The sequence below is a fragment of the uncultured Algoriphagus sp. genome (assembly GCF_963974835.1).
GTDB lineage: Bacteria > Bacteroidota > Bacteroidia > Cytophagales > Cyclobacteriaceae > Algoriphagus.
In genome coordinates this window covers 35,710-55,231 of the sequence record NZ_CAXBET010000002.1, presented here as the reverse complement: position 1 = coordinate 55,231, position 19,522 = coordinate 35,710, and the positions used below count along the sequence as shown (strand labels likewise).

The 19,522-nt window shown below is 39.3% G+C and carries 19 protein-coding genes; 3 read left to right on the top strand and 16 right to left on the bottom strand.

The window, feature by feature from the left end:
* Positions 1-15: 15 nt before the first annotated feature.
* The 12 genes from AACZ73_RS06365 to AACZ73_RS06310 all read right to left on the bottom strand — a co-directional run bounded on the left by AACZ73_RS06365 (position 16) and on the right by AACZ73_RS06310 (position 11,643).
* Entirely contained in the window at positions 16-744 is a 729-nt protein-coding gene (locus tag AACZ73_RS06365) for a DUF6503 family protein (RefSeq protein ID WP_339876437.1), read from the bottom strand.
* The gene (locus AACZ73_RS06360; protein ID WP_339876436.1) at positions 741-2,027 is read right to left on the bottom strand and encodes a glycosyltransferase 87 family protein; all 1,287 of its coding nucleotides are present in this window, start codon (positions 2,025-2,027) and stop codon (positions 741-743) included. Before AACZ73_RS06360 ends, AACZ73_RS06365 begins: the two co-directional genes overlap by 4 nt.
* 44 nt (positions 2,028-2,071) lie before the next feature.
* Positions 2,072-2,950, bottom strand: a complete 879-nt coding sequence (locus AACZ73_RS06355) for a hypothetical protein (protein WP_339876434.1) — start codon at positions 2,948-2,950, stop codon at positions 2,072-2,074.
* Positions 2,951-3,038: 88 nt separating this feature from the next.
* Positions 3,039-3,731, bottom strand: coding sequence for a glycosyltransferase family 2 protein (locus tag AACZ73_RS06350; RefSeq protein WP_339876432.1), 693 nt, complete (start codon positions 3,729-3,731; stop codon positions 3,039-3,041).
* A 6-nt stretch (positions 3,732-3,737) separates the two neighbouring features.
* Positions 3,738-5,204 carry a cellulose synthase family protein gene (locus AACZ73_RS06345; RefSeq protein WP_339876431.1) on the bottom strand — a complete coding sequence of 489 codons (1,467 nt, stop codon included), beginning with the start codon at positions 5,202-5,204 and terminating at the stop codon, positions 3,738-3,740.
* Positions 5,205-6,749 (bottom strand): 4Fe-4S binding protein, encoded by a 1,545-nt coding sequence (locus AACZ73_RS06340; RefSeq protein WP_339876429.1) that lies wholly within the window; start codon positions 6,747-6,749, stop codon positions 5,205-5,207. It abuts the gene before it with no gap.
* Positions 6,750-6,861: 112 nt separating this feature from the next.
* On the bottom strand, positions 6,862-8,214 hold the full coding sequence (locus AACZ73_RS06335; protein WP_339876427.1) for an FAD/NAD(P)-binding oxidoreductase: 1,353 nt from the start codon (positions 8,212-8,214) through the stop codon (positions 6,862-6,864).
* Between the two features lie 51 nt (positions 8,215-8,265).
* Entirely contained in the window at positions 8,266-9,030 is a 765-nt protein-coding gene (locus AACZ73_RS06330; RefSeq protein ID WP_339876425.1) for a DUF547 domain-containing protein, read from the bottom strand.
* 89 nt (positions 9,031-9,119) lie between these two features.
* On the bottom strand, positions 9,120-9,593 hold the full coding sequence (locus AACZ73_RS06325; protein ID WP_339876423.1) for a rhodanese-like domain-containing protein: 474 nt from the start codon (positions 9,591-9,593) through the stop codon (positions 9,120-9,122).
* Positions 9,594-9,665: 72 nt separating this feature from the next.
* The gene (locus AACZ73_RS06320) at positions 9,666-10,379 is read right to left on the bottom strand and encodes a Crp/Fnr family transcriptional regulator (protein WP_339876422.1); all 714 of its coding nucleotides are present in this window, start codon (positions 10,377-10,379) and stop codon (positions 9,666-9,668) included.
* 56 nt (positions 10,380-10,435) lie between these two features.
* Entirely contained in the window at positions 10,436-10,909 is a 474-nt protein-coding gene (locus AACZ73_RS06315; protein WP_339876421.1) for a type I restriction enzyme HsdR N-terminal domain-containing protein, read from the bottom strand.
* Between the two features lie 50 nt (positions 10,910-10,959).
* Positions 10,960-11,643 (bottom strand): helix-hairpin-helix domain-containing protein, encoded by a 684-nt coding sequence (locus tag AACZ73_RS06310; RefSeq protein WP_339876419.1) that lies wholly within the window; start codon positions 11,641-11,643, stop codon positions 10,960-10,962.
* 196 nt (positions 11,644-11,839) lie between these two features.
* Here AACZ73_RS06310 and hemA point away from each other — a divergent pair, with 196 nt between their 5' ends.
* A complete protein-coding gene (hemA, locus tag AACZ73_RS06305) occupies positions 11,840-13,108 on the top strand; it encodes a glutamyl-tRNA reductase (protein WP_339876971.1) in 1,269 nt (422 codons plus the stop codon).
* A 91-nt stretch (positions 13,109-13,199) separates the two neighbouring features.
* The gene (locus AACZ73_RS06300) at positions 13,200-14,765 is read left to right on the top strand and encodes a WG repeat-containing protein (protein ID WP_339876417.1); all 1,566 of its coding nucleotides are present in this window, start codon (positions 13,200-13,202) and stop codon (positions 14,763-14,765) included.
* Between the two features lie 10 nt (positions 14,766-14,775).
* Here AACZ73_RS06300 and floA read toward each other — a convergent pair whose 3' ends face one another.
* The 4 genes from floA to AACZ73_RS06280 form a co-directional block, all read right to left on the bottom strand.
* Positions 14,776-15,795, bottom strand: a complete 1,020-nt coding sequence (gene floA, locus AACZ73_RS06295) for a flotillin-like protein FloA (protein ID WP_339876415.1) — start codon at positions 15,793-15,795, stop codon at positions 14,776-14,778.
* A gap of 1 nt (position 15,796) precedes the next feature.
* On the bottom strand, positions 15,797-16,255 hold the full coding sequence (locus tag AACZ73_RS06290; protein ID WP_339876414.1) for an NfeD family protein: 459 nt from the start codon (positions 16,253-16,255) through the stop codon (positions 15,797-15,799).
* A gap of 174 nt (positions 16,256-16,429) precedes the next feature.
* Positions 16,430-17,578, bottom strand: coding sequence for an ATP-binding protein (locus AACZ73_RS06285; protein ID WP_339876412.1), 1,149 nt, complete (start codon positions 17,576-17,578; stop codon positions 16,430-16,432).
* A gap of 366 nt (positions 17,579-17,944) precedes the next feature.
* Positions 17,945-18,682: a cupin domain-containing protein gene (locus AACZ73_RS06280; RefSeq protein ID WP_339876410.1), complete on the bottom strand. Its 738-nt coding sequence runs from the start codon at positions 18,680-18,682 to the stop codon at positions 17,945-17,947.
* 258 nt (positions 18,683-18,940) lie between these two features.
* On the opposite strand from AACZ73_RS06280, the gene AACZ73_RS06275 reads away from it, so the two are divergent.
* A complete protein-coding gene (locus tag AACZ73_RS06275) occupies positions 18,941-19,519 on the top strand; it encodes a YceI family protein (protein ID WP_339876409.1) in 579 nt (192 codons plus the stop codon).
* Positions 19,520-19,522 lie beyond the last annotated feature (3 nt).

The following is a 19,522-nucleotide window of genomic DNA, read 5'->3' as shown; positions in this document are numbered from 1 at the left end:
GCAATAAAGTTTCAATTATTCAAAAGTTACTTGGTAATCAGAATATACATATTCAGCCCGAAGAAATAACTTTTTTCCTGTCTCATCTATTCTATAGCTTTTCCGCTCTTTCGCCAATACTATCCCCGTAGTTTCGTCATAGCTAAGGTTTTCAATCAAACTTTTATGATCCTTCGCATGTAGTTCATTTGCTATCAACTTCGATGAAGTTGGATCAAAATAAAACCACCACACATCTGAATCTGGCCCATAATCCACACGGATAGATTGAACCGACTTTGCATCTTCTAGAGATTTTTCACCTTCGTAAGTCAACGTTGCGTTCTCATCTAGGAGATTCCATGGCTGAGCAAAAGCAAAAAATGCCGCATCTATTTCAGCTTTTTTAGCTTTCAAAAAGCCATCATTCTGTATGGAGTTTTCTCCCATTTGATAGCTTGTCTTGCTTCCATTGAAATTGACAACATGGAGTATACTATCTTTTGTCCATGTCAATTTGGCTTCAAAATAAGGCTCCAAGCGAAATTCTACCCACTGTTCAGATTCACTTTCCACAACTCCAGATTCATCCAGCAAGCGAGTCATTTTTTTAAACTTAATGCTTGAAATATTTTCCCAATTCTTTGAAAGTTGATGGGCTGAGATTGACTTTTCGACAAGTTCTTGAGCCTGCTTTTCAGGGCTTTGGGTGCAGGAGAAAAAGAAGAGAGATAAGAGAAAAGGGAGAAGAAATTTATAGTTCATGTAGGTAAAAGCGATTTTGTGTTTGTTTTAGAATAATCCCAATAAATAGCAATGGCGAGTATGGAATATTCTATGAAAAGAAAAACCGGGCTTTCTGAGTAGTTGGGATCGCCATAGGCTTGGTACGAAAATATCACAGCGAAAGTCCAAATCAGAAAGGCTTTTTTACCAGTAAATAAACTCAAACCAAAAGCTGGAATCAGATACCAAGGGTGTACCACAGGTTGCAAAACCAGATAACACAAATAGACCAAAACCCAAAGGTCTACAAGCTGTAAAAGGTTTTGAGGCCTCCTTTTCCAAGAAAAGTATAGAATTCCGGCTAAGGTAATTCCACTTAGAATCGGCGTCAGTTCCCCGATGACATTATACCCTTTTACCCAATAGCCAACTTCCCGGAGTAGGTAGTAGATCGAGGCATTAAATTCAAATTTACCTTGGTAAAGCTTTAAGCTTTGCAGAAAATGGACCCAGGAATTATCGATCAATAGCCATGCAAAGCTGGCTACAATCGCAATAGCTGAACCCACCCAAAAAGCCTTGGACTTTCTGGTTTTCTCAAAAGAGAAAAAAGTAGGAACCAACATGAACGGGAGTAACTTCATTCCAATCGAAAGCCCCCAAAATCCTCCAGAAATCGCATTTCTATTCTTTCGAAGCATATAAACAGAGGCCAATAAAAGAAGAAGAACCAAGCCTTCAAAATGAAGATTTCCTGTGATTTCCATAATCACCAAAGGATTCAGCCAATAAAGAATCAACCTTTTTTCTGCAAGCTGAAAATGATCGAACAGCTTGAGTAAACCAAAGAAAACTCCAATCTCGCCTAGAATCAGGATAACCCTTAAAATCAGAATTCCTGTTTTAGTATCAAGATTTGCGCCCCAAGCTGCAATAAAAAATACAGCTTGATTCAAAGGCGGATAAACCGAAAAATACTGTGGTGAATTCATGGCTTCAAAAAGATCAGCCAAATAAGGATTTGAACCTTCTGTATGATTTTGAAGCCAGGATTCCGGAGTTTCCAGATAGGGATTTTGATTCATCTTCACCAACTCCCCATCCCAAAGAAATCTTGGATAATCATCCGACCACTTGGGAATGGCAAGTAGTAAAGAAAGACGAATGAGTAATCCCCCTACAAAAATCCATTGCCACTTCAACTGTGCGCTCAAAAAATAGAGAACAAGCATTCCTCCGAAAAGCAAGCTGTAAATCGAGAAGGTCAACCAGAAATTTTCTCTTGGAATGTAGTAAGCCAAATAGAAAAAACCGACTGTCATTGCCAGCCAAATTGATGGGATTAATCGCTTGTTAAGCTGCTTATTCAAAGTCCTAAGCCTTTGCGAAGCGATTCATCCTGAAGACCATTTTTACGCCAATAGTCAAGCATTTGCACACTTTTCCGAACTGCGGTAGTTACTTCTTCAGTACCATCTTTTTTAGTGTAAGTTTCCTTCCAGGATATGATTTCGTTTGGAAAAGCATCCACATAGTTGATCACCAACCTTCTTCCAATTTCCTCATAGATCACTTCGACTTCAGCTTGATTGTCGCCTGTTTTTCTCTTGGATATTACGGCGCTTTCGGCATCAAGAGGAATATGTGTTAAACGGTTAAAAATCAAACTTGGGATTAATTTCCTATGTCCTGTAGGCACCAAGTCGGGATTTAGTCTGATCAAATTAAAAATCTCATCCTCCGCCATCGCGCTGATAGACAACTCCTGATCACCCTCGGATTCGAAGTAGGAGAATAAATTTATGTTGTACTTATTGTTTTTCCAGTTGAGCTGAGCAAAGGACTGTCCACACCATTCAGTCACGGAAGCCGTGATTTTAGGAGAGTTCAGATCATCATAAACTGGCGTAAAAACGGACAACATGGTATGATAAGGATATACTCCTGTCACAAAATCACGGGTCATATTTAGCTTCATCACCTTTATAGCTCCCTTTCCTGCAGCAGAAGGATCATCCACCTTCACTTGCTTGCGTTTGGAAAAGTCCTCCGTCACAAAGATCATTACCGCATTGCCATCCCGCTCTTCACCATATCGCATTTGCTTCAAGTCAAAGACATTGATCTCAGCCTTTCCCTGATACCAATGTGAAGCAAATTGCTCCTCATCTATCGCTTTTCTTCCTGTGGAATTGCAGGAAGAGGTAAGTAGTAAAACCAAACCAAGAATGAATAAATTTTTCATATTCCTAAAATTACTAAAATCCAGTTGAAGCCTTAATAACCAAGTCTCTAGTCTTGATACTTATGTCTTGCTACTAAAGTCTAAAACCTCACCAATACTTAAAAATCGTATAAATAATCTTATACCCAGCTCCAAACACCCCTTTTACCGTTCCGCTAACTTTAGATACCCCAATTCGCTTACGGTAATTTACGGGCACTTCTGTGTAGAGAAGTCCGGCCTTATGGGCTTTGATCTGCATTTCTATTGTCCAACCGAAGTTCTGATCGATCATATTTAAGTTAAGCAACTTAGTCCATACAATCGCCCGAAATGGTCCCAAATCAGAGAATTTGGCGCCTTGCATGTACTTCATCATTGTCGTAGCCAGCCAGTTTCCAAATACCTGCGGAAAAGTCATTGAGCCTGATTCCCGCTCTCCAAGTGCTCTGGAACCTATAACCATGTCTGCTTTTTGATCTAAAATTGGCTGAATCAAATCCAATAGCTCTTCAGGATAATCGCTGTAATCTCCGTCCAGAAAGACGACAATATCTGGTTGAATTTGCTGCTTTTTTATCCAATCCATAGCAGTCAGACAAGCTTTCCCATAGCCTTTCTGAGGTTCGAAAACCACCTTTGCGCCAGCAGATCCCGCCACTTCTCCAGTACTGTCAGTAGAGTTATTATTTGCAACTACGATATTCCTCACCAAGGTTGGAATCTCAGTAATTACCTTGGGAATAGACTTTTCCTCATTGTAGGCAGGAATGATTACATCAATAATTGGAGGATTATGCATCAGGTATTATTTGCCTAAACCGTAGGCTTTGAAAGAAGAAAAGAAAACTAGACCATAGCCTACCGAGAGCATCAGGTGAAAAGGCAACATCTCAAACGTGCCCCAATAAATATGAAGCCCAACCATGCCAGCAAAAACCAACATCAAAACTCCTTCCATCCAGGTAGTTGCGGGAATTTTAAACTTGATATAGCGATTAGTTGCTAAGCCAGACCCACTTTCAAGATTGAATTTTGGTGTACGGATAAAGGGTGATTTTTTTCCGGTAAGACCTTCCCAAACTGCCTGTGCATTGTGCAAAGCCAACCCCATAGAAACAGAAAGAAAAAGTGGCAACATATATATTGCCTGAACTAGGCTTCTCAAGAAACTTCGCTTTTCGTAGAAATAAGCCACCAAATACACTCCTGCAATAATCACAAAACCTATCATGAATATACCCGCAAGTCTAAATAGATTGGGAGAAATCATTCCCTGCATTCCAGCCCACCACACGCCAATACTGCTCAAGCTGACTAGAAGAATAGCAATGAAAATACTACTATTAAACAAATGAGCCATTGCATGAATCTTGATTCCAACTGGAAAATCTTGACTCAAAACTGCCTTTGCATGCTTTGAAGCACACTCAGCTCCTCCTTTTGTCCAGCGGAACTGCTGAGACTTTACGGCCGACATAATCGGAGGAAGCTCGGCAGGAGATTCGATTTCTGGTCGGTATACAAACTCCCAGCCTTTGCGCTGCGCGCGATAACTCAAATCTAAATCTTCTGTCAGTGTATCGTCTTGCCAGTCTCCTGCGTCGATGATACAGGACTTCCGCCAAACACCTCCAGTACCATTGAAATTGATAAATGCATGTTGGCTGTTTCTCCCTATCTGCTCAATCAGAAAATGAGCATCCAAAGCAAATGCCTGCAAGCGTGTCAGTAGGGAATAATTTTTATTCAAATGCGTCCAACGCGTCTGCACCATTCCAACTTTATTTGAAGAGAAATATGGAATAGTTTTTAGCAAAAAATCGGGGTCAGGAACGAAATCCGCATCAAAAATCGCGATAAACTCACCGCTAGCTTTGGCGAGACCTTCCTTCAAAGCTCCCGCTTTAAAGCCGGTTCGATCAGTTCGATGGATGTATTTGAAATCGAGTTCTGGAAACTCGAGTATTTTCTTCTGAATTAACTCTGCTGTCTGATCCGTGCTGTCATCCAACACTTGAATCTCAAGCAACTTTGAAGGGTAATTCATCTTTGCAACTGCCTCTATCAAACGTTCTACAACATATATTTCGTTGTAAACAGGAAGTTGGATGGTGACTTTTGGCCAAGATTCAGGTACAGGACGAGACACGTCCCCCATATACTTTTTTGAGCGAAGGAAGCTCAAAAGCAAATGCCCTTGAGCAAGGCTGTAAAGGAAAATAAACAGCATTCCCAGGGCATAAATCCCAATCAAAATATATAAGAAGATCATTTACGCATTTATCTTGATGGAATCATTTCCAATGATTATTGGCATTTCGTTGATTCTATTTTCTTCCGGACCGTTCTCTAACTTCAGTACTCCACGAGGGCAAACTGAAGAACAAACCCCACATCCTACACAACTGGATCTCACGATTTCCTGTCCCCGCTGCGCATACCAGCGCACGTCAATTCCCATTTCGCAATGCGTTGAGCAATTTCCGCAGGAGATACACTGACCACCATTGGTAGTGATTCTGAATCTGGATTTGAAACGTTGAACCAAGCCTAAATAGGCAGCCAATGGGCATCCAAATCTACACCAAACACGGTTGCCCATGAATGGATAAAACCCTGTACCAACTACCCCGGCGAAGACCGAACCAATCGCAAAACCATAGAACGAATGTAGTTGGTTCGTTACATTCCCCAATAGCGCAAAGCCGGAAAAGTAATTAATAATAGTCAAAGCAGTCATCACCACCGCCAAAACCAATACACTGTGAACAATAACCCGCTCATATTTCCAAGCTTTCAGAGACTTATCGGAAAGCTGTCTGTAAGGATCACCAACAGTTTCTGCTAATCCTCCACAGCCACAAACCCAGGAGCAATACCATCTTTTTCCAAAGAAATATGTAAAAGTAGGAACTCCAATTACAATGAGTAAGATGCCCCAAATCAACATAAACATCCCTACTCCGCCCGAACTCAAGAAGGTATCAATCTGATAATCGTAGAAAAAATCGTAATCAAGCGGCCAGATATTTTTGAAATCGAAATATGGCTGATTGAGTAAAACGAGGATTTCCGGGATTAGAAAAGCAAAGGCAGTCTGAAAGAACATCACTGAAGCAGTGCGTAGCTGCTGGTATTTATTGCCTCTATATTTCCTGAACATCCGCACGCCCATCACGATAATCGCCAACGTATAAATCGTCCCGTAAAGAAACCAATGGCTGGCAGGATTGCCACTCAGAATTATGCTCAGAGGTGTTACCATCCACACCTGATTCACTATAAATGCCGGAAACAAGTATAAAATGATGTAGAAAATTATCAAATAAGATCCTGTAATCATTCCCATCCAGCCCCGGTTTTTCATTGCTGAATGGAAAATCCCATTGTTTTTGATTCCTTCAGGCTCATCCTGATATTTTGGAAGATTGTACATCAATCCGCCAAGAACAGCAAGTCCTATGGACAAAATAAAGAAAAGCCAAGGATTATCCCGAACAGGGCTACTGATGGAGCTTTGTGCCAACGGAAATCTATAGTCATCCCATATCACTTCATCCCATTTGGACTCTTCCTTCAATGCATCATTGTAGGAGTCGAAGTTATCGTTGAATGCACCTATGAAAGCAAAATTTGAAGAGTAAGTTTCACCATACATCGGCTTAAGAATCTCAGCCATTTTCTCCTGGTGAATATCCTTCGTATTCTCCAAAACCAATTCTCGGGTTAGCGTGTAATTACCCAAAAATGGCATGATGGTGAAGATCGCTATACCAATCAAAAATAATCCTATACCGACACTCTGGACAACCTTCATGTGTATATAATTTGATTTTTATAGGACACATTGCCTGTCCCGAACTCGTTTCGGGAGAATCTCACATGGGTATTCATAATTCCTAAATTTGACATTATCATCATGTTCACTTTCATACGCTAGCTCCGAATAGTTTTTGAATAAATGTTTTCTTAGAAACTTTAACATCTCCTCCGAATTGGCTCTTAAAAGCCTTTTGAATTTCTATGTAATAAGGCGCAAAGAACTCAGGATCGAAATTGGCTTTATCGAGTTTAGAAATCACTTTCGCGCCATCCCAAGACTCTCGGATTGCCTGATCGAAAAATTCATGTCTGAGACGAAAACCGAAATTATTAACACCGAGAATTTTGCCCTGCAGATCCATCAGCATTCGGAAAGAGACTTTTCCACCAGCATGCTCCCAATAAAATGACTTGATCTTATCTTCATCCCAACTTGCTGGAACTGTCCCATAGGTTTGATATTCAATATCCAGGAACTTGGCGGAATTGAACCAGACACCTGGCTTATAAGTGACTTTTTTGCCAGCCAAGATATATCCTAATGTCTCTCCGTGCATTCTTCCAGTGTACCAAACTTGCTCCACCGGCTTACGATCTGCTGCCGGTGCCTCATGAAACTCGGCGCAATCACCGATGGAATAAACATTTGGAATATTGGTCTGAAAGCTGAAATCTACTTTCACTCCGCGATTGACTTCTAGTTCCGTATTTCGAAGAAAGTCTATATTCGGCGTCACTCCAGCAGTGAGTCCAACAAATTGGCAGGAAATCTCCTCACCTGATTTTGTGCGGACAGCTTTTACACGGGCATTTGGATCAGAAATAATCTCGTCTAACTCCTCATTCAACCTCAAGTCAATGTGGTGCTCCCGCATGTGTCGACTTACTAACTCAGACTCTTCTTTCGGAAGAATGTTACTCCAAAAGCCCGATTCTCTTACTAAAAATGTGACATGTATTTTCTTATAAGCCAGCATTTCTGCCATTTCAATCCCAATCAAACCTCCGCCTACAATTACTGCCCGCTGTACATCGGTGGTATTTTCTTCCATCAGCTCTAAATCCTGCTTGGAATACAAACCTTGTACCCCTTGCAAATCCATACCCGGCCAGCCAAACTTATTTGGTTTAGAACCTGTGGCGATGACAAGCTCATCGTAACTCAAATCTTCCCCTGATTTGAAAAGTAGAGTCTTTGCATTATAGTCAATCGATTTGACCCAAGCCTCCTTCAGATCAATTCTGTTTTTCTCCCAGAACCAATTCTCATAAGGCTGTGTATGCTCAAATTTCATGTGTCCCATGAAAACATACATTAGTGCAGTCCTGGAGAAAAAGTACTTCGATTCACCTGAAATCACGGTTATCTTGACCGAATCATCGAGCTTCCGTAGCTGGCGAGCGCAGGTTATTCCTGCGATTCCATTGCCTATGATGACCACATGGCGATTTGAACTCATTTTGTGGGGGTTGAAATAAGACTCAATTTGAAATTTACCAAAAACTTGGTGCTATTCGTTTAGATTCCAATCATAATCCAAAAATGAAATTTTTGCATTTGATTTTATTTTAGTCTTACTATACTTATTCAAAAAGTCGATAAGATCCCCATTTTTCGTGAAATCGCCTTTGAACCAGGAGAAAATGGAAGAAACTTGGACAGCTTCAGCACTGATTTTATTTCTTGAGGAGTCATTAATAAAACCTTTGGCTACTTTATCTAATTGTGCATTAATGGTCTCGGCTTCGAAAGCTTCATTAAGCAATGGAGGACAGGAAACTGACGCGCAATTAATGGCAAAGTGGATTCTAGGTTCTTCAAATTCTTTTCTCAAAATAGAATGCTCAATCTCGTCCAAGCTGGATTCTTGACCTCCTATTTTGAAAAATTTGTAATGCCAAACATCTTTGATCAGCGGGATTTTCAAAGTTGGACCAAGATCTTTAATGCTTTCCACAGGATAATTATCCACAATCAACTTTACCGTAAATCCATTGTATGCATTGATCCAATAAGCTAATTGCTCATTTTTTGACCATGTTTTACGATCCGGAGCATTTTCGCTAAGACTTTTAAGATACGCTTCTAGCTTCCCCTTTTCTTTTATAAATCCTGTGTAATTGACTGTTCCATCAGCGCTGACATTTGCCTTTAGTAATTCATTCCAAGCCTTGTGACTTGGCGGAGTAGTTCCTGCCATTCCTGGAACAGAACTTTGGCAACTCAAAAGGATGATGCTAAGAAAGAGAAGAAAATAAGTTTTAATATTTTTCATGGGAAAGTATTTTGAACTGATTTACGTTCGGAAGCAAAGTAAAGATGTTGAGAAATAAGAATTGGTCGGTTAAGAGACCAAAATAGCTCTTAATAGACTTTTTCTCCTTTGGTTAACCATATACCCCAAGTACGGGAATAGGTATGAACTTTCTTAGTCAGAGAGTCTCCGTGATAAATCGGCCTTTCCTCATTTGCCCATTCTATCAAGCCACCGTAAAGATTATATACTTCTTTGAAGCCAGCTTCATGCAGCTTTTTACCTATTTCCTGTGATCTAGCCCCAACTGTACAATAGACCAAAACTGGTTTACTTTTATCTAATGAAGCCACATTCTTTAGTGAAAAATCATCGTACCCTACCCAATTGGCATCTTGGAGATGACTGACTTCAAACTCCTCCTTTTCCCGGGTATCCACAACTTGATAACTACTCAAATCAGCTATTTGAGCTGGCTTCAGAACAGGAAAATCAGAATCATATAACGTTGCCAACAAAGCTTTATATGCTACAGACTGCGCAATGGCATTGGGTGAAAATCCCCACAGACTAATAAGGAACATTAAACAAAAAAAGATTGGAGCTCTACGTGATTTCATACTCAGTCAACTCCAAATTGTAAGTAGCTGTTCATTTCAAGCATAAAAATCCGAAAGCTTAACCAAACCACTTTTATCCAGAACGATGATCTTCTTGCCTTTGAGTTCGATGAGCTTATCTTTTTTGAATTCTGATAAAAGTCTGATAACAGATTCCGTAGCTGTACCAATCAAACTGGCAATTTCTTCACGGCTTAACACCAAATCAATCTGCTGATGATCGCCTCCATCCAATCCGTAAGAATTGGCTAGCTGTAAAAGCAAATAGGCTAAACGCTCACGGATGCTTTTTTGCGAAGCATCAACAAGCTTTTCTTCCATCACTCCTATTTCATGGCTGAGTGCTTTAGTAAGTCTCTTGAAAAATGGCCCATTGCTGATCAGAGCTTTGAGAAAAGTCTCTTTTGGAATAAAGCAGATTTTCGCATCCTCAATCACCATCGCCGAATTGGTGTAATTTTCCTCTCCAAGCAATGCAGAATATCCTAAAAGGTCGCCTTTTTTTGCCAAGTGCATAATTTGCTCTTTGCCATTCGAGGCTGTTTTAAAAATTTTTATTACCCCAGCATTCACACAGTAAACTCCCAATGGCTTTGCTTCCTCGTAATAAAGCACTTGCCCTTTACGATGGGAAATCATATTTTTATTGTCAGAAATATTGCAGGCTTGCTCCTCTGTAAGTTCAGACAGCATGGACAATTTCCGACTACTGCACAAGTCACATGGATGAATGGAAGATGGTTTTGACATACTCAGATCAGTAATTTTATTTAAACATTCAAAAACTCAAATTTACAACACTTCATTTAAAGCGGAGGTTCTGGAAAGTTTTTCTCCTGAGTAAACTTCTCCGCAACAAAATCAAAACTTAGACATATGTGCTGTAATCCATTGCTGATTAGCAGAAAAGGAGTCTTTAATTCCTTATGATACATGCAGGCTTGCTCGATGGTTTTTTGAGTCAACTTTACTTTGGGAGCTTTACATTCAATGAGCAAATATGGATTCCCATCCTTATTCCAAACCACCAGATCAGTCCGCTTTAGCAGTTTGTTGTAAAGTAGTCCTTTTTCCATTGCCAAAAGTCCCTTTGGGAATTTCAATTGATTAATAAGGAAATTGATCCAATGCTGCCGAACCCATTCTTCAGGTGTCAATACCAAATGCTTTTTGCGAAGCGAATCAAATATCCACATCCTACCGTCCTTCTCCTGAAGCTGAGGCTCGAAATGAGGCAAATTGAGCTTGGGTAATTGTATCTGATCCAGATTAGAATCCATGGATCAAAGATGCGGAAAATTGGGCATTTGGGAAAAATTGAATTCCCGAACTATTGAAAATCCAGGTAAGGAGAAATCTTATCTATCCATTCCTGTCTAAAAATTTTGATCTGCTTTAAATCTTCCGAAGACTGAAATTTACCATGTTGCTTTCTGTAAGCAATTAAAACTTTTGATTCCGAATAGCTGAAATAAGGATGTTTGCTCAATTCATCCACTTCCACTTGGTTGATTTTTACTTTCCTAAAAATAGATGGAGAAAAATCAAAATACTCCCAGATCGCATCTATAGTCTCAGGTTTCAATCCATAAACCTCTTTGAGCTGACTTTTGCTATGAAGCCCACCCAGATTTTCTCTAAACTTCACAATTCGGCTTGCTGTGCTTTGGCCGATTCCCGGGACAATCTGGAGTGTAACGGAATCAGCTTCTGAAAAGGAAATTCGGTTGAGATTTTCCAGTTGTTTGGCATTAGACTTATTTGTTATCGTATCCTGTTGATTAAATACTGGAAAAGGAGAATTCAACAGCGTAATTCCTGATGATTCCAGACTATCAATAATACCCAAATACTGTACATGGAAATTCTCAGCCTTTGCTTGTCTGATCTCTTTGAAAACAACTTTTGCGAAAACTAACACAAGTAATGCGGGAATCAACAGCACAAATCCACGTGATTCCTTTCTGGAAAACCCCAGATAAACCTTAAGCCAATAAAAAAATCTAGATCTCATTGTAAATCATAAAAAATGATAGAATCTATCAATAAGACATAAGTTAATAGTATTAGATTCGGAAATCAATACTGATTAGCTTTGCAGTATAATTGCGAATAGTTATTTAGATAGATTCCAAATTATCAGATCCCTTCCACAAATGGATACTTCCCTAGCCTTTGTCTGTTAAATTTGCAATCCAAGCTTACCCATGATGCAAGTCAAATTCAGAGCCCTTAGTTTGTCACATAAAAATGCGCCGGTACAAATCCGTGAGATCATCTCACTGGACGAGCAAGCGGTACATGGTATTTTACTGAAACTCAAAGACTTTTTTAATCTAAGTGATGCCTTAATCCTTTCTACATGTAATAGAACTGAAGTTTATTATAGCCATGATAAGGACATCAGCACAGAAATCATTAAGTTAATAGGTCTTGAAAAAGGACTTGTTGACATTGTAAATTACCTGGAGTATTTCGAAATTTTTAATGATGACCGTGAAGCTATCCGACATTTGTTTAGGGTTTCGATGGGATTGGAAGCCCAAGTCGTAGGTGACATTCAGATTTCCAATCAGGTAAAAAGATCTTATCAGGCATCTGCAGATCTTAATATGGCAGGGCCCTTTCTTCATAGATTGATGCACACCGTATTCTTCACAAATAAGCGCATTGTTCAGGAGACAGCTTTTAGGGATGGAGCCGCATCATTATCCTACGCAGCAATCGAATTGATCGAAAGCTTGACTTCAAATACCTTTGAACCAAGAATACTTTTGATCGGTGTGGGTGAAATCGGAGAAGATGTGGCTAAAAATATGGTTCACATTCCTTCTGCAAAAGTAAAAATCTCCAATAGGACTCAGTCGAGGGCTGAAACTATTGCAGCGGAGATGGGATTTGAGGTAGTTCCTTTTGAAAATTGTATGACAGCAATGGAAGAAGCAGATGTAATTGTTTGCTCCATTCAACGGTCGGAGCCTTTTATCACCAAGGAATTGGTGAAGAAATTCCAGATCAACAGTTACAAACTACTCGTGGATCTCTCCGTACCTAGAAGCATCGAGACTTCGGTGGAAGACGTGCCTGGTGTAATACTTTATAATGTAGATAATATCCGAAGCAAAGCTTCTGAAACATTGGAAAAGAGACTTGCCTCAGTTCCTAAAGTGGAAGAAATCATCGAGGAGAGCATTACTGAGTTTCAAGGATGGAAAAAAGAAATGATGGTATCACCTACCATCAATAAACTAAAGCAATCCCTCGAGCAAATCCGTCAGGAGGAAATGGCTAGGTTTATGAAGAATGCAGACGAAAAAGAATTCGCTGTGATAGATAAGATCACCAAGAGCATGATGCAAAAAATCCTAAAAGTGCCCGTGGTGCAGCTTCGTGCTGCATGCCAGCGGGATCAGGCACAGGAGATGATCGAAATGATATCTGATCTCTTCGATCTAGACCGAGTCAAAACCGACAAATAAGCCAAGCAAAATTGGATAAAAATGACCAAAGGATTGAATCAAACCTTTGGTCATTTTACCTTTAGGACCATTCCAAATAATCTACATATAAATGAATAAAAATTTTACGCTACTCCTAAGTCTGATATCCACTTTTTTAATTTCTGAAGCTGCCTACTCTCAGTCCTGGGAAGTCTATGATACGAAGATTCAACTTCAATCACATTTAATTTACGATGAAATAGATCTTCTAAGCGAAACCGTGAAAATCGGCAAAAAAGGTAATGAGCTGTCACTATTATCGAACGATCTCAAACCGGCAGTCTCTTTGGTCGGTACTGAAATTCACCTTTATGTAGAGCCTTGGATAATAGTAAAAGGACCAAATGGATTAGGAGCATTTCACGAATACGGACAGCAGGTTTTGCCCTTGGAATATGATAAAATTGATACCTATTTCACTATGCTTTTGGCAAGCAAAGGAAATGAGTATTGGTTATTTGAACGAGGAAAAAATAAGACAATTTATTTAGGGGAACTGGATGAGGCAAAGATTACCAACACCGGACTGATCATCATCCGAAAAGGAAGCGAGTATTCCATGCCACTATCTCCAAATCCTGATAAGACTTTTGAACTTCTCTCGGATAATGATGGAGAGTTTGTTTTGGCTAAGGAAGCCAGCGGTTTTGGGCTGATCAACAGGGAAGGCGACTATGTATTGGATCCAATAATCGAAACGCTTCAACACACGTACGGCAACTTCTTCTATGGGTACAACCAAGATCAATATTTGCTGATCGAAGGGAATGATATACAGTCAAACATCCGCTACAATTCCTTTCATAAGATCACTTTTGAGAATGATATCATGCTTGAATACATTCATGGTAAGCTACGTCGTGTGATGGAAGGTGATGGCATTTTGCTGGATGATGTGGGAATAACCGAAGTCAATAAAATCGGCAAAGACCTTTACAATGTGCATTTCCGGGATGCCAAGATTGGCTTGCTAGGAAAAAAAGGATGGCTAGTGAAGCCTATGCTTGACGTAGAAGAGATCAAATTCGGCAACGAAGGACTTTTCCCTGCCAAATCCAAAGGAGCATTCGGATTTGTAAATTCAGCCGGGACTTGGGTGATCAAACCAGAATATGCTCAAACAACTTTATTTTCTGATAAAATAGCTGCGTACAGAACATCCTTAAACTGGGGGTTAATCAGTGATACTGGAGAGAGGATCACAGATGCAACTTGGGAAGAAATCAAACCTTTCCAAAAAGGGATTGCCATAGCTAAAGCAAACGGCAAATATTACCTCTTAAATACTTTTGGTGCAGTTCTTACCTCCGAAGGGTTTGACAATATTTATCGGACTACCGATGGTTATTTCTTGGTAGAAAAGTCCGGCAAAACCGGTTTATTGGATGGAGAGGCAAATGAAGTAATTGCCACAGAATTTGAAGGATTGAGGAGAGAACGAAAGAATTTTGTGATTGTTCGAAAGGATGGTCTTACCGGAGTAATAGATGAAGAAGGGGGAATTATCATTCCTTTAGCCTATGAAGAAGTGCTTGTAGATTGGGTAAATGAACAAATATTTGCCAAAACCACCTACGTACCTACGGTGATCCAAACCCTCAATGAACCAAATAAGAAAAACAAAAAAGGAGCCTAAGCTCCTTTCTTTATTTTTTCTCGTTTTTCCCTTTTGAAGAATCTTTTGATTCTGTATCAGGATTTGCTATTGACTCCCTCATGGATGTATCGGATTTGATGTTTTCCATTTTATAATAGTCCATCACTCCCAGTCGGCCACTTCTAAAAGCTTCAGCTAATGCTTTTGGAACCTCGGCCTCAGCTTCGATTACCTTAGCTCTCATTTCCACATTCCTAGCTTTCATTTCCTGCTCTAATGCTACTGCCATCGCACGTCTCTCTTCAGCTCTTGCTTCGGCAACTTTCAAATCCGCAGATGCTTGATCAATTTGAAGTTTCGCACCAATGTTTGTGCCCACGTCAATATCTGCGATATCTATAGAAAGAATTTCAAATGCCGTTCCAGCATCCAAACCTCTCTGGAGAACCAGCTTGGAGATTTTGTCAGGATTTTCTAATACACTTTTGTGAGTAGCGGCCGAACCAATAGAAGTAACTATGCCCTCACCTACTCTGGCAAGAATGGTTTCTTCACCGGCACCACCGACTAATTGCGCAATGTTTGCTCGTACAGTTACTCTGGCTTTTGCTATCAATTGAATACCGTCTGCAGCCACAGCAGCCACATTAGGTGTGTTGATCACTTTTGGATTTACAGAGATCTGAACAGCTTCAAATACATCCCTACCTGCCAAATCAATTGCGGTAGCTTGCTTGAACGTCAAATTGATATTTGCTTTATCAGCAGAAATCAGTGCTCTGATGACGTTAGGAATATTACCACCAGCCATATAGTGCGTTTCCAAGTCATTTGTAGTCAACTGAAGACCGGCTTTAGTTGCAGTAATCAATGAATTGACAATGATACTAGGCGGTACCTTTCTGATTCTCATCCCGATAAGTTCTCCTATTCCAACTTTTACATTGGAAAATTGTGCAGTGATCCAGAGATTGACTGGCACAAAGTACAAGAAGATGAAAAGAAGGACTATTCCGGCGACCGCAGCCACCAAGATGAACATTGAACTGCTCGGATCTAAATTCTCCATATTATTTTACTAAAATTTTATTGTTTTCAATTTTGATAATGGTGACTTCGGTGTCAACTGGAATAAATCCATTTTCGGATTTTACTTCATATATAATCTCACCAAAGCTGGCTTTTCCAATTGGCTTAAGATCAGAGATAGTTTTGCCAGGCATTCCAATTTGCAAAGCATCTGTTCGACCGTCGAAAGCTCCTCCTTTCATGGATGATTTGAGTGAAAATCTATTCCAAACTCCAGAATTAAAGCCATATGCTATAGCTGCGAGATTAAGGATTACTGCTATGGAAGTAATCCACCAAGCTATTTCGGGATCAAAACTCAGGAACGCATAAACTACTCCAGCCAAACTTACAGCTAGTCCAAAAATACCGACCACGGTAGTCCCAGGCACAAATAAGACTTCCGCAAGCAAGAGTATAAGACCAATGATGAGAAGACTGGATAATACTAGGATCGTCATTTATAATTTTAAGAGAAGAATAGATGTCTAAAATACAAGATTCCCAGTTAAGGCAGGGCAATTACAACTAAAAAAAGCTCTTTACTTCAAAGAATAAATTCTATATCTACTAATCACATGAATGCAGAAAAATTCTGAAAATTATAAGCAGGGAAAGTTAAATATACTAGTGCTTTAAAGAGCGTTTTCATCTATCGCAGTAGGAAATTCAGGAAAAAAAACTTTAAAAGTAGATCCTTCTCCTACTATGCTTTGGACACTTATTGTTCCTTTATGGTTTTCCACAATTCTTTTACATAGAGCCAGACCTATTCCGGTCCCCCTATATTTATTGGATAACCTCTTGAATGGCTCAAATGCCTGTTCTGCGTATTTCTGATCAAAACCAATTCCATTGTCAGTAAAGGTGATCAGACAGCCTGACTTTCCTTTAGAATCCATTTCACCTACAGAAGATGTCGCTGAAATAATTATGTGGGGTCTACCATCATTAAATTTTATCGCATTGCTGATCAAGTTGCTGAATAGCTGATAAATCTGAACCGGAATAGCTTTGATTACGGGTAAAGTAGAAACTTCAAATTCCACCTTTTTCTCCACAATCAGCATTTCAAATTCCGAGAATATATTGACGAGTATTTGATTCAGGTCAACATTGGAAAACTTTGTATGGTCGTGGGAAATTCGGGCAAAAGCCAAAATATCTTTGATAAGCTGAATCATCTTTTCGGCACTGTTGTCTATTTTTTGTAGATACCATTCCAGATTCTCCTTATTATCTATTTCACTTTTGGCTAATTCCACAAAAGCTCTGATTTTACGTATTGGTTCCTGCAAGTCATGCGAGGTACCATAGGCAAACTGCTCCAGTTCTTTATTTTGTAATAAAATACTTTTGGAGTCACTTTCTTTTTGTTTCTCCACTAGCATTCGTTCAGTCAGATCCTTGGTCACTTTTGTAAAACCAATTACATTTTGCTGATTATCATGCAATGCTGTGATAACTATGTATCCCCAAAAAGTACTCCCGTCTTTGCGAACTCTCCAACCCTCATGAGTAGCCCTTCCAATTTGCTTCGCTTCTCCAATTAATTTGTTTGGGAGCCCATTTTCCCGGTCCTGCGGAAGATAAAAAAGGCTAAAGTTCCTACCAATAATTTCATTTCCCAGATAGCCTTTGATCTTTTGAGCTCCTTTGTTCCAATTTTGAATATTTCCCTCAGTATCAAGCAGTATTATCGCGTAATCCTCCACTTCTTCAATCATCCGCTGAAATCGGAGTTCATCTTTGTATATTTCAGTTGTTGTGCTGTAATCTTTCATAAGATATTAGGAATTCAATGCGTTAGAAATTCCTCATCGAAAAGTAATTTGAATTTAAAACTGCCAATATAAACCTCTTTTATCAGTAGATACTAAATTATAAAAATCACATTTCGCCTTCTCAGAAATTTAGATAAATTAATATAAAGGCAGTATTTCGCTTTAGTTACTGATATTATTTAAAGCAGGTAATTCCAAAGATAAAGGATAGACTCTTACCAAGATCAATGAATCTAAAATTATATTACTCTTATTTAAAAAATATATTTGGATAAACATCTACTCGAGTTGATTGACTCAAGCACATTTTTAGTTTACGTTTTCAAACTCAAATTATATAGTACAGCAATAGAATTCTATATTCTATTATTTCCATTTAAAAGCAAAATAAGTGGCTGGTTCATCAGAAATATTGCGGATACCGTGAATATGCTGGGATTCCATGAAATAAAAATCACCTGCTTTGGCTGTATATTCTTGTCCATCAATTAGTTGAGCAGTTTCTCCTGAAATCATTAGGATAATTTCAGATTCCACATGAGAATGTGGTTCATGGCTCGCTACTTTTCCGTCCAAAGTAGTCACATGCATTTCTAATCTCTCACACATAGTAGTCGCCCTATCGAAATACGAACGAACTCCTCCTACGCTGGTGGGCTTGTAGGTAGTTGAATCCGAATTGATAATTAAAGTACTACCTGATGCCCTACCCCGCTCCAGATTCATAGGTTTTTTAGAGCGGAATCTAATGACATAATAAGTTAATGGGGTATCCCCGACATTTTTCAGAGAATGCATTTGCTGAGGCATCAAGGAAAGTACCCCATTTGGTCCGAGAATGTTGCCTTTACCATTTAGCATTACTTCCATCTTTCCTTCTTTTACTATTACTAGTTCCTCAATATCCTCATTTGCATGGGCAGTGCTTGCACTGGCTCCAATCGCCTGAGTTGTGGCGTGGATTTCCAAGTAATCAAAATGAGGAGAAGTGCCTTCAAATATCGGCCTGCCAACTCGATCTCCATTCTGAACCACTTTGTGATCGTCCCATTTGAAGACGCCCGATTTTATAGGTTGTAACTGAGCAAATGATGAAATTGTCATAAGGCAAAAGATGAAAATTAAAAGCGATTTCATAGTAAGAGGTTGAGATTGGGTGTTGATAAATATAATCAATAGAAATCTGATATATATAACTGATTTATTAATTTGATAATTGGTAAAATCCAATTTATATAAAACAATATTTTGAACAAAAGATAATATCCGTATTAAAATAATAAATTCGCATAACCTTTCACTCTTTTCTTTCGTCTTGATAATCCTAATTACACTCTTCACATACAACCGAATTCTATACCTATGAAAATTTTAACTCTACTATTCACCTTTGCTTTTACAGCGTTCACTATGATACCTGAGGTAGCTACAGTAAATACCTCTGAAAGCAGCATTACCTGGACTGCCAAAAAAGTAACTGGTCAGCATCACGGTAAAGTACCTATCACGACTGCTACACTAGATTATCAAAACGGAAAAATCCTGGGTGGCAGTTTCGAGATGGATATGACTAGCTTAACCGTTGAGGATATCACCGATCCAGGCATGAATAAAAAGCTAACTGACCACTTGAAATCAGATGACTTTTTCTCTGTAGCAAATCACGGAAAGTCAACCTTTACCATCACAAATGCCAAAACCTCCAACGGCAAAGACTATCAACTCACAGGAGATCTGACTATTAAAAATATCACTAAGCCTGTTACTTTTCCAGCAACTGTTGCAGTAAATGGAGGCATAATCACAGCAACTGGTAAATTGACTTTTGATCGTACTGATTACGACATCAAATTCCGTTCGGGTTCCTACTTTGAAAACCTTGCTGACAAAATGATTTACGATGATGTGGAACTTGACGTGAAAATCATAGCAAGCGAATAACCA